The organism is Flavobacterium sp. 90, from assembly GCF_004339525.1.
GTDB lineage: Bacteria > Bacteroidota > Bacteroidia > Flavobacteriales > Flavobacteriaceae > Flavobacterium.
The window spans coordinates 4,224,454-4,241,068 of record NZ_SMGE01000001.1; the positions used below are offsets into that span (position 1 = coordinate 4,224,454).

General features: G+C 32.7%; 13 protein-coding genes. 5 read left to right on the forward strand and 8 right to left on the reverse strand.

Annotated elements, in window-relative coordinates; genetic code table 11:
* Positions 1–118 precede the first annotated feature (118 nt).
* Positions 119–2,185, forward strand: coding sequence for a family 20 glycosylhydrolase (locus C8C83_RS17760; RefSeq protein ID WP_132011829.1), 2,067 nt, complete (start codon positions 119–121; stop codon positions 2,183–2,185).
* Positions 2,186–2,698: 513 nt separating this feature from the next.
* A complete protein-coding gene (gene chiA, locus C8C83_RS17765) occupies positions 2,699–7,438 on the forward strand; it encodes a T9SS-translocated chitinase ChiA (RefSeq protein WP_121329728.1) in 4,740 nt (1,579 codons plus the stop codon).
* A 506-nt stretch (positions 7,439–7,944) separates the two neighbouring features.
* Here chiA and C8C83_RS17770 read toward each other — a convergent pair.
* Together C8C83_RS17770 and C8C83_RS17775 are read right to left on the reverse strand one after the other, a co-directional pair.
* Positions 7,945–8,505, reverse strand: a complete 561-nt coding sequence (locus C8C83_RS17770) for a hypothetical protein (RefSeq protein WP_121329729.1) — start codon at positions 8,503–8,505, stop codon at positions 7,945–7,947.
* 440 nt (positions 8,506–8,945) lie between these two features.
* Positions 8,946–9,875: a WG repeat-containing protein gene (locus C8C83_RS17775; protein WP_121329730.1), complete on the reverse strand. Its 930-nt coding sequence runs from the start codon at positions 9,873–9,875 to the stop codon at positions 8,946–8,948.
* A 95-nt stretch (positions 9,876–9,970) separates the two neighbouring features.
* Between C8C83_RS17775 and C8C83_RS17780 the strand changes: the two genes are divergently transcribed.
* Positions 9,971–10,744 carry a TlpA disulfide reductase family protein gene (locus C8C83_RS17780; RefSeq protein ID WP_121329731.1) on the forward strand — a complete coding sequence of 258 codons (774 nt, stop codon included), beginning with the start codon at positions 9,971–9,973 and terminating at the stop codon, positions 10,742–10,744.
* 170 nt (positions 10,745–10,914) lie between these two features.
* Positions 10,915–12,534, forward strand: coding sequence for an ATP-binding cassette domain-containing protein (locus tag C8C83_RS17785; RefSeq protein WP_072971983.1), 1,620 nt, complete (start codon positions 10,915–10,917; stop codon positions 12,532–12,534).
* Positions 12,535–12,594: 60 nt separating this feature from the next.
* On the opposite strand, the gene C8C83_RS27255 is transcribed toward C8C83_RS17785, so the two are convergent.
* The 6 genes from C8C83_RS27255 to C8C83_RS17810 all read right to left on the reverse strand — a co-directional run bounded on the left by C8C83_RS27255 (position 12,595) and on the right by C8C83_RS17810 (position 15,783).
* Positions 12,595–12,771, reverse strand: coding sequence for a hypothetical protein (locus C8C83_RS27255; protein WP_165877245.1), 177 nt, complete (start codon positions 12,769–12,771; stop codon positions 12,595–12,597).
* Positions 12,772–12,982: 211 nt separating this feature from the next.
* Positions 12,983–13,378 carry a VOC family protein gene (locus C8C83_RS17790; RefSeq protein WP_158598167.1) on the reverse strand — a complete coding sequence of 132 codons (396 nt, stop codon included), beginning with the start codon at positions 13,376–13,378 and terminating at the stop codon, positions 12,983–12,985.
* A 17-nt stretch (positions 13,379–13,395) separates the two neighbouring features.
* A complete protein-coding gene (locus C8C83_RS17795; RefSeq protein ID WP_121329733.1) occupies positions 13,396–14,034 on the reverse strand; it encodes a hypothetical protein in 639 nt (212 codons plus the stop codon).
* A 30-nt stretch (positions 14,035–14,064) separates the two neighbouring features.
* Positions 14,065–14,490, reverse strand: a complete 426-nt coding sequence (locus C8C83_RS17800; protein WP_121329734.1) for a hypothetical protein — start codon at positions 14,488–14,490, stop codon at positions 14,065–14,067.
* 107 nt (positions 14,491–14,597) lie between these two features.
* Positions 14,598–15,275 (reverse strand): hypothetical protein, encoded by a 678-nt coding sequence (locus tag C8C83_RS17805; protein WP_121329735.1) that lies wholly within the window; start codon positions 15,273–15,275, stop codon positions 14,598–14,600.
* 100 nt (positions 15,276–15,375) lie between these two features.
* Positions 15,376–15,783 (reverse strand): hypothetical protein, encoded by a 408-nt coding sequence (locus C8C83_RS17810; protein WP_121329736.1) that lies wholly within the window; start codon positions 15,781–15,783, stop codon positions 15,376–15,378.
* Positions 15,784–16,006: 223 nt separating this feature from the next.
* On the opposite strand from C8C83_RS17810, the gene pyrR reads away from it, so the two are divergent.
* Positions 16,007–16,546, forward strand: coding sequence for a bifunctional pyr operon transcriptional regulator/uracil phosphoribosyltransferase PyrR (gene pyrR, locus C8C83_RS17815; protein ID WP_099708618.1), 540 nt, complete (start codon positions 16,007–16,009; stop codon positions 16,544–16,546).
* The last annotated feature ends 69 nt before the right edge of the window (positions 16,547–16,615 follow it).

The window sequence follows — 16,615 nt, forward strand, 5'->3', positions numbered from 1 at the left end:
AATTCAGATTGATTTCATAGCGATTTGTGAGGTTCAATAGAGAGATCATTCTGAGTTTTGTTTCTATTATCTATTATTAATGTTGTCTTGGGATAACATCTTTTCAAAAACAGTAAAAATGAAATATTTATTAGTCCTACTATTAGCAGGTGTAACTTCTAGTGCTCAAATTCAAAAAGAGCAGCTAAATCTTATGCCGTGGCCTCAAAGTGTTGTTGTAAACGATGGGAATTTTGCTTTAGATAAAAATTTTAAAGTAAACATTACCGGAAATCCTAATTCCAGAATTTTTGGTGGAGTAACTCGCTTTTTGCGTCGCTTAGATGGTAGAACTGGTATCTTTTTTCAACAAGGTTTTATTACAAAATTAAATGAAGTTCCAACAGCTGAGCTTCAGATAAACTGTACAAAAAGCGGAAAAATTGGTTTATACGAAGATGAAAGTTATCATTTAGACATCAAAAAAAATCAAATTACAATAAATGCAACCAGCGATTTAGGAGCACTTCATGGTCTTGAAACGTTACTGCAAATGTTGCAGAATAATAACAACTCGTTTTATTTTCCGATCTCACAAATTTCAGATTTTCCAAGATTTACATGGAGAGGTTTGATGATTGATGTTGCAAGACATTTTCAGCCAATTGATGTTGTAAAAAGAAATATCGATGGATTGGCAGCAATGAAAATGAATGTTTTTCACTGGCATTTGGTTGACGATCAAGGTTGGAGAATCGAAATGAAAAAACATAAGAAGCTTATCGATGTAGCTTCGGATGGAATGTATTATACACAAGAGGAAATTAGAAATATCGTAAAATATGCTGATGAGCGCGGTATTTTAGTAGTTCCTGAAATAGATGTTCCTGGTCATGGATCTGCAATTTTAACGGCTTATCCGGAAATTGGAAGTAAATTGATTACACTGACAGGAGGAACGTCTGAAAAAAATATTCAAGGTACAGCAATTGCTACCTATGGAATTGAAAGAAATGCGGGTATATTTTCGCCAACATTAGATCCTTCAAATCCTAAAACATATCAATTATTAAGTGAAATTTTTGATGAGGTTTGTCCCTTATTTCCCGGCGCTTATTTTCATATCGGGGGAGACGAAAATGAAGGGAAAGACTGGGACGCAAACCCGAAAATTCAGGAATTCATGAAGAAAAATAAGTTAGCCAACAATCATGAATTGCAGACTTATTTTACCATGCAATTAGTTCCAATGCTTACAAAACATGGAAAACAATTAATGGGATGGGAAGAAATTTTGACAAAAAACATGTCAAAAGATGCCATTATTCATTCTTGGAGAGGTCCAAATGAAGGAATGGTTGCAGGACAATCTTTAACAGATGCAGTAAAAAAAGGATATAAAACAGTTTTATCAAACGGCTATTATATCGATCTAATGTATCCTGTTGCAAGTCATTATTTAAATGATCCAATGCCAAAAGGAGTAGATTTAACTGCCGAAGAAAAAGCAAGAATATTAGGTGGAGAAGCTACAATGTGGACAGAACTTGCAACGCCAACAACATTAGATTCAAGAATTTGGCCAAGAACAGCAGCAATTGCAGAAAGACTTTGGTCAGCTGGAGACATTACAGATTTGGCAAGTATGCGCAAACGTCTGGATGTAATATCTTTTAGATTAGAAGAATTAGGATTAACACACATTCGTAACAAAGCAGTGATTTTGAGAAATATCTCAAACAATCAAAACATAGAATTGCTTGAAGAACTTTCAAATGTTTGCGAACCATTAAAAGGATACACACGTAATAAAGGAGGAACAGAATATCAAATGTATTCACCGTTTACACTTTTTGCAGATGCTTGCGGACCGGACGCTAAAGATTCTTTAGCTTTTGATGATGCTGTAAATCAGTATTTAGCAAATAAAACACCAGAGAATAAAGCAAAAGTTACCGCATTTTTCACTAAATGGATTGCCTTAAATAAAGGACTAATTGAGTTAGGAGCAAACGCACCTTTAGTACAGCCAATTTTGCCTTTGTCAAAAAAATTAAATGATGCATCACAAGAATTATTACTTGTTTTAGACAATAAATCAACATTAAAAGCTGAGGATTTAAAAACTCTAATAGAACAATGTAACACAAAAGAACACGCAGATGTTGAGTTATCAGTTTATGCGAGTCTTAAGAAATTGATATAAAGAGAAAGTTTGGTTTGAATTAGTGTTTAGTAAGTTTAAGTTACCATGATTATTTAGTAATTCATTTATCTCTACTAGAGATTTCTAGTAGAGATAATTATGGTAAAACCGAAAAAAATCGCTATAAAAACCTGTTAAAAAGAATATAAGTATAAGAATTATAGAAACCAAATAGTAACATTTAAAACCAAATAGACAGAATAGATTAAAAAAACATGACAAACAATTAAAGTATTAAAAATCGATGAACCCCAAATTTATCTTTTTGTATTTAAACTAATTTTTAAAAAAATTAAATAAATATCAATCAGTACTATTCACCAATGATTATGGATAAAATCAGTAATAGTAATATTTATTTTTAGAAGTAATATGAATTAATTTTTCCAATTGGTTGCAATCTTTTTTTTGCAATTGGTTGAATCCCAGTTGTTACATTTTATATACAGAGTTGCGGTATGTAACTTATTTCGATTGGAATATTTCTTTTTATTAACCAATATTAATTTAATTATGAAACATTATTACAGATTGCTTTTTTTGTTACTGTTTCCCTTACTCGCGTTAGCCCAACCAGCTCACGGTAAAAAGGTAGTAGGGTATTATGCGCAATGGGCTATTTATGCCCGTGATTTCAATATTCCCAAGATTGACGGGAGTAAATTGACGCATTTGAATTATTCGTTTTATGGTACAACTTTCGATCCGGCACACCCGGAGAATACAAAGTTGTTATGTTTAGATTCCTATGCCGATTTTGAGCATATGGAAGGTGGAATTCCTTGGGATGCTCCTGTAAAAGGTAACTTTTATGACTTAATGAAACTTAAGGAAAAGTATCCGCACTTAAAAATTTTAATCTCTGTTGGAGGATGGACAAAAGGTCAGGATCTTTCTCCGATTGCTGCAAGTCCTGTAGCAAGAGCCGCTCTGGCTGCAGATATGGCAAACTTTATTACCAAATATCCTTTTATCGATGGATTTGATATCGATTGGGAATATCCGCTTTCCGGTGGAACAGATGGTACCGAAGTAATTAACGGAGCCCCAATTCCTCCACAAAAATACAGCCCGGACGACAACAAAAACTTAGTTTATTTATTGAAAGCAATGCGTCAGGCAATGCCAAATAAATTAATCTCGATTGCTGCCGGAAACAATGTTCGTAAAGTTGCATCGCAATATTTAGGACCATCAAACAGAGCACAATACGGAATGACAGAAGATATTTCGACATATTGTGATTATATCACCTATTTTGGATATGACTTTGGTGGAAACTGGTATGATAAAACGTGCTACAATGCACCTTTATATGCAAGCGGAAACACAAACGATCCGCTTTACGGAGCAACACAATCAGAATCACTTGATGAATTAACAAATCAATATTTGAACGTTGTTGGTTTTCCTGCGAATAAATTAATCATGGGATTACCTTTCTACGGAAAGAAATTTGATCATGTAGCGACAAATTCAACAAATGGATTATTCGTTTCGGCTCCAAGAGATGTAGTTGCAGGATGCACAAATCCGCAAAATCCAACAGGAACTTGGGATGGTGCAGCAGCTTGTGAAAAATCAGGAAGTATCGAAATTTGCGATTTAGTCGGAAATCCGGTTACGAATTCACATGCTTATTTAGATCCAAATACAATGCAGGTTACATCATCTGCTGCAGCAGCAGGATGGGTAAGATATTTTGATAATACAACAAAAGTTCCTTATCTGTATAATGCTAGTTTAAAACAGTTTATCTCTTATGAAGATAAGCAGTCAATGGATTTAAAAGTACAATATATTAAATCAAAAAATCTTGCCGGAGGTATGGTTTGGGAATTATCTCAGGACACAAGAGGTTCTGTACCAAATGCATTATTAACTCAGGTAGATACATCATTTGGAAGCGTTGTTCCCGGAACAGTAAGTATTGCAGGTTCTGTAAAAAACGGAACAGCTTTAGTTCCTGATGTAACAGTTGAACTTAGAAATGCAAGTAATGTAGTATTGCAAACAGTAGTTTCTACAGGAGGTAATTTTACATTCAGCAACTTGACTTCAGGACAAAATTATATACTTACAGCTGCAAAAGCTTCATATACTTTTACGCCTGTAAATTTAACAAACGTAACAGTTAACCAAACAGGAGTTGTTATCAATGGATCACAACCTTTGTACACCGTTAGCGGAACTGTTCTTAACGGATCAACTGGAGTTTCTGGCGTTACAGTTACAGCTACATCAGGATCTACGGTTCTAACTGCGACTTCTAATGCAAGTGGAGTTTACAGCGTTGCTGGTTTAACAGCCGGACTTAATTTTACAGTTACAGCTGCAAAAACAGGATTCTCTTATACGCCAACTTCAACAGTTTATAATGCGATAGGTGCCAATCAAACGTTGAATTTTGCTCAGGGCGCTCCAATTGTATATTATACAGTAAGCGGAACAGTTCTAAACGGAACTACTGGAGCTTCAGGAGTAACAGTTACAGCAACTTCGTCAGGAGGAACTTTTACTGCAACTACAAATTCAACTGGAGCTTATTCGATTGCTAATTTACCGTCAGGCGGAACTTATACTGTAACTGCAGCTTTAGCAGGACAAACATTTACTCCGGCGTCAACAGTTTATACTAATTTAATAGCAAACAAAACATTAAACTTAACACAAGATGCTGTTGTTGTTCCAACTAATAAAATTAGCGGAACAGTTAAAAACGGAACCGTTTTAGTAGCGGGTGCAAAAGTAGAAATCGTTTTACCTTGGACAGATAGTACACACAACTGGAAAAGTGTAATTGCAACAACAGATGCACAAGGAAAATACAGCTTTGACAATTCAGTTGTAGCAGGATATACAACAGTTACAAGTTTAAAATTAAATAGTTGGGAAAACGGAGAAGTAGTTTATTTACCAAATAATCTGGCAAATTTCCCAGTTCCGGCAAACCCAACAATTTACAATTTTAATACAAGTACTACAGCAAAAGCAGCACAAGTTCAGGCAAATTTAATTAGCGGAAGCGTTAAAAACGGAACAACTCCGGTTGCAGGTGCAAAAGTAGAATTAGTGGTGCCTTGGACAGATAATACTCATAACTGGAAAAGTGTTTTGGCAACAACAGATGCATCAGGAAATTATACTTTCGATAATGCAGTTGTAGCAGGTTATACACAAATTTTAAGTTTGAAATTAAATGCATGGGAAAATGGCGACGTGACTTATTATCCAAATAACTTAGCCAACTTTGCAGTTCCAACAACAGCAACAGTTTATAATTTTAATAGACAAGCAGTGGTTGCGACTAAACCAGTAGTTACCATTACAGCGCCAACAGCTTCGGCGATTGCTATAAATTTAGGATCATCAATTAATTTTGTTGCAAGTGTTGGATTAAGTGCTGCAGATGCTACTACAATTTCATCAGTTGTATTTAGTTTAGACGGACAAACCATAAGTGCTACAAATTCTTCAGGAACTTATACATCGGTTTGGACACCGGCAGCAAATCAGTTTTCTGCTTCTCATACGTTAACCGTTACGGCTACAGCATCAAACGGAACAACAGATGCAAAAACATATAGTTTTACATTAACTTGTTCAGGTGCAAACTGTCCAAATTCATTGCCTGTAATTACTTGGAATTCACCATCGAATACTACAGTAAACCAAAGTACTTTCCAGGTTGTGCCAATTTCGGTTACAGCTGTAGATAGTAACGGATCAGTTTCAGGAGTTACTATTACAATAAATGGAGGTACATTCAACATGACAGCAGGTACAAATAATACTTATACGTATAATTTTACACCATCTGCTTATCAGGATTATCCAGTTGTAATCAAAGCAACTGACAATCAATCTGGTGTAACTACATTAAACAATACAATCAAAATTGCTCCGGTGAGCACAAATAGATTCATTCCGCTTCCATCCAAAATTATTTTAGGATACGCACATTCTTGGGAAAATGCAGGTGCTCCATTTTTATATTTTTCTCAAATGGTAGGAAGTAAGTTTAACGTAGTCGATTATTCTTTCGTAGAAACCGTTAATCGTGATGGTTATACACCAGTATTAACTACTAACGACAATAGATATTTGACCAATGGAGTTTTCAATAAGCAATTGTTGAAAAACGACATAAAATCTTTAAGAGATAGCGGCGTTCCGGTTATTGTATCTATCGGAGGTCAAAACGGTCATGTTGTTTTAGACAATGTAACTCAAAAAAATATCTTTGTTAATGGTCTAAAAGCAATTATAGACGAGTACCAATTTGACGGGGTTGATATTGATTTTGAAGGCGGATCAATGAATTTTAGTGCAGGAGGTTTAAGAGATATTTCGTATGCGGGTATTTCTGCTTATCCAAGATTAAAAAACGTTGTAGATGCTTTCAAAGAATTAAAAGCTTACTATGGCCCTGGATTCTTATTAACTGCAGCTCCTGAAACACAATACGTACAAGGAGGATATTCTACCTATACAGATACTTTTGGATCTTTCTTACCAATCATTCAAAACTTACGTAATGAATTAGATTTGTTAGCAGTACAATTGTATAATACAGGAGGAGAAAACGGATTAGACGGTCAATATTATGGTTCAGCTAAAAAAGCAAACATGGTAACGGCCCTAACCGATATGGTGATAAAAGGATATAACATTGCTACAACAGGAATGCGTTTTGATGGTTTACCAGCCTCAAAAGTTCTTATTGCATTGCCAGCTTGTCCAAGTGCAGCAGGTAGCGGTTATTTAACACCGGCAGAAGGAATTAGCGCGATGCATTATTTAAGAACCGGAACCACTTTTACCGGAAGAACATACACTATGCAGGCAGGCGGACCATATCCTTCTTTAAGAGGATTAATGACTTGGTCAGTAAACTGGGATGCATCATCTTGTGGTAATTCATCTGAATTGTCTAAAGCATATGCTACTTATTTTGCTTCGCAGTCAACAGCAAAAACATTAGCGGTTGATAATATTCCTTCAAAAAGCAGTGCAACGATAGCGTATTTCAAAAACAATGCATTATCAGTTACAAATGAGACTGAAGATATTGCTCAGATTGATGTATTCAACATCCTTGGACAAACATTAGTAAGTCATAAAAACGTTCAAAATAATAAAGAAATTCTGCTGCAAGATCAAAGTTTTTCAACAAAACAATTGTTCTTGGTTGTTGTTACAGACAAAGCAGGAAAAAAACAATCATTCAAAGTATTGAACTTCTTAAACTAAAGTTCGTCGCAATGAATAAAACACTGAAATAAAACATTGGAACGGTTAAAATTGAGTTTGGTTATTTATTTTTTAATCTGATTTTTATTTCGAATAAATGCATTGAACTCAGGTGATTTGTTATTTGGTTTTCACTTGAAGGAGAGCATTCTAAGCCTGGCAATTTTATTGCCAGGTTTTTTTTTGTTTTAAAGGGAAGTTAATCTAATGAAAATGTTTAGGAGCTATTTCCTACTATCCACTCCAATCTTTTATGCCGAACCCCGGCACAAAAGGATTTCCACTTCTATCAGGGCTAGGGCTTTAGGTTTTATTAGAAACAATTAAGATGAAGTAATCTCAAAGTAACCCCAAAGCACGTCATTGTGAGGAACGAAGCAACCACAATACTATAGACAATTATTGACATGGCAAGTGAGATTGCTTCGTTCCTCGCAAGGACATAAAATCCGCGTTTTCGCGATAGCGAATCCGTTTAATCCGCGTACCATTTCTAGCAAAGCATTTTAAAAATTGTAACGATCAAAACGGCTCTTGAACAAATGATATAATTCTAAAGTATCAGAATCTAAAATTTGCGATTCATTATATTCTAAACCATAATTAATGTCAAGAATATCCAGTTCAATATTTTGATCATTTATTTGTCTGCTATATTTATTAAAAGACAATTGATCATCATCGATTGGAGGATTTGCCTGATTGTTCTTTTCTATTTCTGCTAAGATGATTTCAGATTTAAATTCAGGAAATTGTAAAACCTTATTTAAACTCCCATCCAGATTAAAAATCACGGCATTATTTGGATTTGGATATAAATTACTATTGCTAAATATTGCTACAATATATTGCAAATTAGCTGTAGGAAATCCTTCTACACTGCCTTCATTATCAAAAACAGAAATTTCCGTTTCGTTATATTCCCAAGCAATACCAAATCTTTTTCCTTTTAAAAACTCATTCTTTAAATTTTTATCAATTTTATCAAAATAAGATAAGTGAGGAGCAAGTATATCAATTGGAATTTGAATACCGTTTTCATTCGTTTTTTTCCAGTTTTTAATCATGTTTTCAACAATATCAGTGTAAATCAGTTAAAATTTGCGTCATATTATCTTTGTCAAAGTTTCAAACTTTGACAAAGATTTAAAAATCTCAAATCGCAAAAAGCAAGAACAAAAAATCAGTGTAAATCAGCTGGAATCAGTTTAATCCGCGTGCCATCTTAGCGCAAAGTAGCAAGTGAGATTGCTTCGTTCCTCGCAAGGACTAAAAAATCCGCGTGCCATCTCAACGTAAAGTAACCACAAAGCACGTCATTGCGAGGAACGAAGCAACCGCAATACTATAGACAATTATTGACATGGCAAGTGAGATTGCTTCGTTCCTCGCAAGGACAAAAAATGAGAGTAAAAAGAAAAGTAAGAAACAAAAAAAAGCCACATAAATCCGCGTCTTCGCGATAGCGAATCCGTAAAATCCGCGTGCCATATTACCGCAAAGAAATTCAATTCTTCTTAATCCATTCATCAACAGGAATCTTTCGCTCAACATATTCAGAATATTTCTCGTGGTCAACTAAATCCATATAAGTCACAAAGAAGTTTTTTCCATCTGCAGAAACTTTAAAAATTTTACATTCATCATAATTTTCGTTAGCACCTTGAAAATATTGATCACAGATTTCAAAAGTTTTAATTTTATAAAAAGGGTTAAGATCAGAAGGTTTTTCTATGATTTCAAAGTACAATTCCTTTTTTAAACAATTGATTTTGTAGATTTTAATAATCTGGGTTTTTCGTTTTTCAAAGAAATCCAGAATCTGTTTTTCCTTCTTATTATATACAAATTGATATGGAATAAATTGGTGTTTTTCGGTTTCAAAATCCTTAGGATGATTTCGTTTTTCAGTTGGTTTTATTTCGACACCATTTTTATCAATATAACCCCAGGTTCCACCAACAATCGACGGATGTTCTTCATCTTTAGAGTAATCAAAATAACAACCATTACAGTATTCGGTAAAACCAAAATTCATATGAGAAACCCAATCGTATTGCGCCGGAATAACCTTAACTCCGTTTCGATTAGCAAAACCAAGTTTTTTGTTTTCGACAAATCGCATATAACCTTCACTAAAATCATCAAAACCGGCATCAAACATATAAGGTTCAAATAGAAAATTTCCTTTTCTGTCATACATTTTTAAACCATCTTTAATAACCCAAAAAGGAATTAAATTTCCTTTGATTTCTTCTTTTAAAATTCCATCATAAATAGAAGGAATTAAGGTATAAGCAGCTGGAATAATAATTTTCCCGTTTTGATTTTTTACGCCCAAAAGACTATCTTTTTCAATAAAATAATAGAGTTTATCCGTTTGAGAGAAAACAGAGAATTGATTTAGGATTAAAAGAAGCAGAAATATTTTTTTCATTAAAAGTGCCTTTAGTTATTGACAGTAATCAAATGTAGTAATTAAAGTCTTTAAAAATAACTACTTTTGATTTCCAATTATTGCATCAAAAATTCATGAAGAAATCAATTGTTTTTCTAATCCTATTTCTACTTTCGACAACAATTTTCGGTCAAACGAAATTCGGAAATCCGGAAGTTAATCCAATCCAAATTCAGAATAAATACAATGATTGGTGGATTTATCAAAGCAAAAATATCATGCTTTCCAGAGATTATGTAGCGCTTGATACCGATTCTAAAGAAATTTCAAAAGAAACCTTTCTAAATGAATTAACAAATGGAAATTATATTCCAATTAGATTAAAATCGGAAGATTCGATTTACTATTATAAGCTTTTTAAAATTCAGCCCAATTCAGATACAAGTATAAAGGCCACCATAAATCAGGAAGCTTTTGACGCATTAAAGAATTTCGAAATGGAAGGAAAACCTTTTCCTAAATTCTCTTTCAAAGATTTAAACGGAAACATTGTTTCTAATGAATCCATGAAAGGTAAAATCATCGTCATAAAATGTTGGTACATTCATTGTGCAGCCTGTATCAAAGAATTTCCCGAAGTCAATCAATTAGCAGCAAAATACAAAGACCGAAAAGATATTCTTTTTGTAAGCCTTGCCGAAGATACACCAGAACAATTAAAGGTGTTTTTAGCCAGAAAACCATTGTCATATTCAGTTATTCCCAACATGAAAATTTACATGAATGAAACTCTGCAACTGAATGCTTTTCCAACTCATTTTATCTTGAATAAAGAAGGTTTAATTGCTAAAGTTTTACCTAATTATAGAAGTCTGGAAGTAGCTTTGGAGAAAGAAAGTAAATTATAATAAGTAAGTTGTTAAAAGTTAGAAGTTAGATGTTGTTGTATTTGATAGGAATGGTGGATTTTATATTTCACTTTTCACATTTTACAAAACAAAAAACTTAGCGACTTAGTTCCTTTGCAACTCTGAACCTTTTTCCTTACTTTTGCACCAAATTAATTAAAAAGACATTCATGTTAACAGTCAATAATTTATCAGTTCAATTTGGCAAGCGAATTTTGTTTGACGAAGTAAATACCACATTCACTCACGGAAATATTTACGGCGTTATTGGAGCCAATGGTGCTGGGAAATCTACTTTTCTAAAAATCATTTCGGGCGACATCGACCCAACTTCCGGACACATTCATTTAGAACCGGGAAAACGTATGTCGGTTTTAAACCAAAATCACAACATGTTCGATGAGCATACAGTTTTGGAAACCGTTTTGATGGGAAATAAAGTTCTTTATGCTGTTAAAAAAGAAATGGATGAACTTTATTTAGATTACAACGATAAAAACGCAGACAGAATAGGAGAACTTCAGGTTCAGTTTGAAGAAATGAACGGTTGGAATGCAGATTCTGATGCCGCAGCGATGTTATCTAACTTAGGAATCAACGAAGAACACCATTATACTTTAATGGGCGATCTTGAGGGAAAAATTAAAGTACGTGTGCTTTTGGCACAAGCGCTTTTTGGAAATCCTGATTTGCTTATTATGGATGAGCCTACCAACGATTTGGATTTCGAGACAATCGCTTGGTTAGAAAATTTCTTAGCAAACTACGAAAATACTGTAATTGTAGTATCTCACGACCGTCACTTTTTAGATGCGGTTTGTACACATATTTCTGATATTGATTTCGGAAAAATAAACCACTACTCAGGAAACTATACTTTCTGGTACGAGTCTAGCCAATTGGCAGCAAAACAACGTGCTCAGCAAAACAAAAAAGCAGAAGAAAAGAAACAAGAATTAGAAGAATTTATTCGTCGTTTTAGCGCGAACGTTGCAAAATCTAAACAAGCAACTTCTCGTAAAAAAATGATTTCTAAATTGAATATTTCTGAAATCAAACCTTCAAGCCGTCGTTATCCTGCAATTATTTTTGACCAGGATCGTGAAGCTGGAGATCAGATTTTGAATGTAGAAGGTTTAGCAGCTTCTGTAGAAGGAGATCTTTTGTTTAAAGATGTAGATTTGAATATGGCAAAAGGCGATAAAATCGTTCTTTTTTCTAAAGATTCACGTGCTACAACAGCTTTCTACGAAATTTTAAATAATCAACAAAAAGCAGACGCAGGAACTTTTGATTGGGGAATTACAACAAATCAGGCTTATTTACCGGCAGAAAATCATTCATTCTTTGAAAACGATTTGACATTGGTAGATTGGTTACGTCAATACGCAAAAACAGAAGAAGAGCGCGACGAAGTATTTATTAGAGGATTCTTGGGGAAAATGATTTTCTCTGGAGAAGAAGCTTTAAAAACAAGCCGTGTATTATCAGGAGGAGAAAAAGTACGTTGTATGCTTTCGAGAATGATGATGGAGCGTGCAAATATCTTAATGCTTGACGAACCAACAAATCACTTAGATTTGGAGTCGATTACAGCGTTTAACAATTCATTAAAAAACTTCAAAGGTTCAGTAATTTTCACAACACATGACCACGAGTTTGCACAAACTGTAGGTAATAGAGTAGTGGAGTTAACGCCAAATGGAGCTATAGACCGTTACATGACATTTGACGAATATCTGGATGATGAAAAAATTCAGGAATTAAGAAAGAAGATGTACAATTTGTAATATTTCAATTTATAATATGAAGAAATCCCGATCGCTTTGGCAATCGGGATTTTTTTATGATTACTTATTGCCACCGAAGACTTTTGCAAAAATGAAAATGATTATCGCAACAATAAAGATGACGATAAAGATTCCGAATCCCATTCCGGCTTTGAAAATATCTCCAATAACTTCGCAACTTGTAAATGAAAATAGTATTACGAATACCATTAACAAACGTGTAATTATTTTTTGCATGATTTTGCTGTTTTAATTGTTTTAAAAAGAATTGAGTATTCTAATTTGCTTACAATAAAATTAATTCATACAATAAAAAAATGTGTTACATAATTTGGTCGAAAAGTTTTATGATTTAGAGATTAAGGAAAACGAATCAAAAAAAGAACCAAAGGTTCGGTTCATATTATAGGGCTGGATTTCAATCCAGTTTAAATATAAAAGACAAATATTACAACATTTCAATTAATTGAATTTTATTCCCACAAGTATCATCTAAAATGGCAATTTTTACATTTCCCATTTCAGTGGGTTTCATGATAAATTCAACGCCAAGATTAATAAGTCTTTCGTATTCTTCCTGAAGATTATCAACATTGAATTGCGTGTATGGAATTCCGGCTTCAAAAAGTGCTTTTTGATACGTTTTGGCAGGTTCAAAATGATTTGGCGAAGGTTCTAATAAAATTTCAACGCCATCTGGTTCATCTTTAGAAACTAGGGTTAACCATCTGTTTCCTTCGCCTAAAGGCACATCATGTTTTTTTATGAAACCCAATTTTGTAGCGTAGAATTGTAATGCCTTTTCTTGGTCTTGAACTGGGATTCCTATGACTTTTGCTTTCATGATTTACTCTATTTAGTTTATTGAACTTGTCTAAAATAGAAAATTAGATTTGTAATAATTTTAAAAAGGATTAATATGTACAGTATTGTTAGAAAAATATAAGCTGAATTTTTAAAATAAAAATACAGCTTATAACAGATGATTCCGTTTAAAATAATAGGGAGCAAACCAAAAATAATGGCAATAAATAAAAAACCTAGACTACTAAAAAACGAATCGTTTGATAGTCGCAGTTTAATTGTTTCTAACTCAATTAGCGAAGGATGAATTAAAAGTTCTGCAATGGATTCTTCACTAATGTTAGGATATATTTTACTATGTATCGCTCTTAATCCAGAATCAATTAATTGATTGAAAGCCATGTAGGAAATGGTTATGTAATTTGAAGCAATCGCAATAAAAGGAATTGCTAACATAAGAATTTGCCTGTTGTCAATGCTTAGATCAAATACTTTTACTTCTGAGATAATTGAATTGTCAATTAGAAACCAAATTATACTTAAAACAAGTGTAATGAAATAATAAGTATACATTAGTTTGCTACTAGCTTTATAATTTTCATTTAAAATTGGTTCAATTGCCTTTAATTCTTCAATTGTGGTTTTTTCGTTATTAATAGTATTAATGATTTGCGAATTAAAGTTTGGTTGTTTCATTGTTTTAAATGTTTTTAAAAAAAAATGTAATTAATAATATTTTCTATCTAATAATAGTTTTCTATTTATTGATTCTTCTATTGATTCCAGATGTAGATCTTCATAAGCATTTTCCATATGTTCACCGTAATGCAGTTTCCAGGGGGAAGTACTATTTAAGTTAGCACTTAAATATATATTGATATTATTTAATAGAAATTCGCGATTTAAAATAGGCGTATTGAAATTCTCTATACGATGATTTTCTTCTCTATTAATGAGAATATTATATAGTTTTTCTAGATTAAGTTTAAAATTATTTTTGCCTAATACTTCAATTGTAAATTCGATATCTGATAAATCCGGATCAATTGATAAATTAAAAATTGGAGTCATTTCATCGTATGGTTCTCCCCAGTCAAATTTCTTTTCTTCAATATAACAATACGGGCATGTACTTTTGTCGATGTAAATCATTTATTTAATTTATTGAACTAGATTTAATTTCTGTTAAGTTATTTACTTGGTGGATACGAAAAAAATAGAGCTATCGTTTTGAAAAACAAAGTAATTTAGAGATGGTTTTATTCATAATCATATCTATAAGTCAAGAAATCTCCTTTGTGAACATACGTTTTATATTCATTTTCGAATTTGTTTTCAAGTTCTTTTTTAAGCTGTTCATCTTTGTAATTGTAATGTCTTTTGTTTAAAAAACCAACTGACCTAATTGTCGGATGGTCAAGTATTGGTTTGAGGTTTCCGTTCAAAATGTTTGTGTTTACAAAACGGAAGTCAATAAGATTTGGAAATTCATTTAAAAAATCAAGATTGTCAATTGGTCCACAATTATTTAAACAAAGTACTTTTAATTTTTTGAGTTGAAGTAACTCCTGCGATAATTTGAATTTTTTTGATGTGTTAATGTGTAAAAACTCAAGATTTTCACTTAATAGGCTCAACCCATGATCATTTTCTAATTTAGTGCAATAATGAAGTTCAAGTCTTTTTAGATTTTTAAATTTCTCAATACCATCAAAGTTTTTAATGTTAGCCCAGTTTAATTCTAAATATAATAGTTTGTCTGCTTCAGACAAATTTTCAAACGAGTATGATTTTTCTTTTAGGTGCCAAATGATAGCGTATTCCGAAGTTGTAAAATTCTTGTTCTCAGACGTAATTGTATTTTCTTTAAAGTCCTTTCTGAAAATTTTGTCTTGTTCTAATTGTTCAAACCATATAGAGTTAAATCTCCAATCCATTTTTTTTGTATTAAATTATGAAATTGTTATAAGTATTTGTGAATTGCTCCAATAGAATTAGTTAGATCTGTTCTGCTTATGAATTTTCGAGCAATCTATTTTATTCACTATCAATTATTATTGGTTCGGATGTGGAAATTACGCTAACGCAATCATTTATACTTGAAATTAAATATTCATTATGGTCAATTGAATGATGCTGCGATACGAATCCATTTCGTAATTTTTCAAGTTCAAACCAGCCACCACTTTCGACTTTCCAGATCCAACCAGGAACTCTTACGTCGGGATTCCAAAACTCTAAAAGATTTCCTTCATCTAAGACTCTAAAACCAACTACATTTTTAAAAATAACATATATTGGACTTGGATGATCATTAAAAGATAGCGTTATTTTTAAAGTCCATAAGTCATAACTTACATTAAATATTTCAGGGTTTGATTTGTTAGAAAAGTTGATGTCAAATTCTTTAACTTTTGGTTCTAATAGATCTTGAATGTTTTCCATAACTTTTGGTTGGATTAATTTTGCATTCCGTTAAAATATAACTTTTGCAAATGAAGTTTTAAAAGTAATTTTATTTCTCGGAACAAAATGGGGGATTTTCAAAAAAAAGTATTTGTAAATGAAAATTTTCATCCCAAATCAAAAAAAAATATTTCCCTTCCCAACACCCCAACAAATAAATTCTGATTTTGTATATTTGCCCAACCAAACATTACAACTAATTATGAGCCAAAAAGTATTACTTAATTCAAAAGAAGTTACTATCATACTCCATCGTTTGGCTTGTCAGTTAATCGAAAAACATCTTGATTTCTCCGATACAATTTTAATTGGGATTCAGCCGAGAGGTGTTTTTTTGGCGGAGCGTTTAAAACAAATTTTAGAGAGCGAATACAAAACACCCGAAATCTCTTTGGGTTATCTGGATATTACTTTTTTTAGAGATGATTTCCGTAGAACTGATAAACCGCTTGAAGCAAATAAAACCCAAATCAACTTTATAGTCGAAAACAAAAAAGTCATTTTTATTGATGACGTTTTGTTTACCGGACGAAGCATTCGTTCTGCTTTAACCGCAATTCAATCTTTTGGAAGACCTTCAGAAATTGAATTACTGGTTTTAATCGACAGACGTTTTAGCCGCAATTTACCTATTCAGCCCGATTATCGCGGTCGTCAGGTTGATGCTATTAATGGTGAAAAAGTAAAAGTGAGCTGGAAAGAAAATGATGGTGAAGATGTTGTTCATTTAGTAACGAATTAGTTTAATCGGAAAAATAGTCTATTAAACATTTTTAAAAAATAAACGGTTAAACAAATAAACGATTAAACA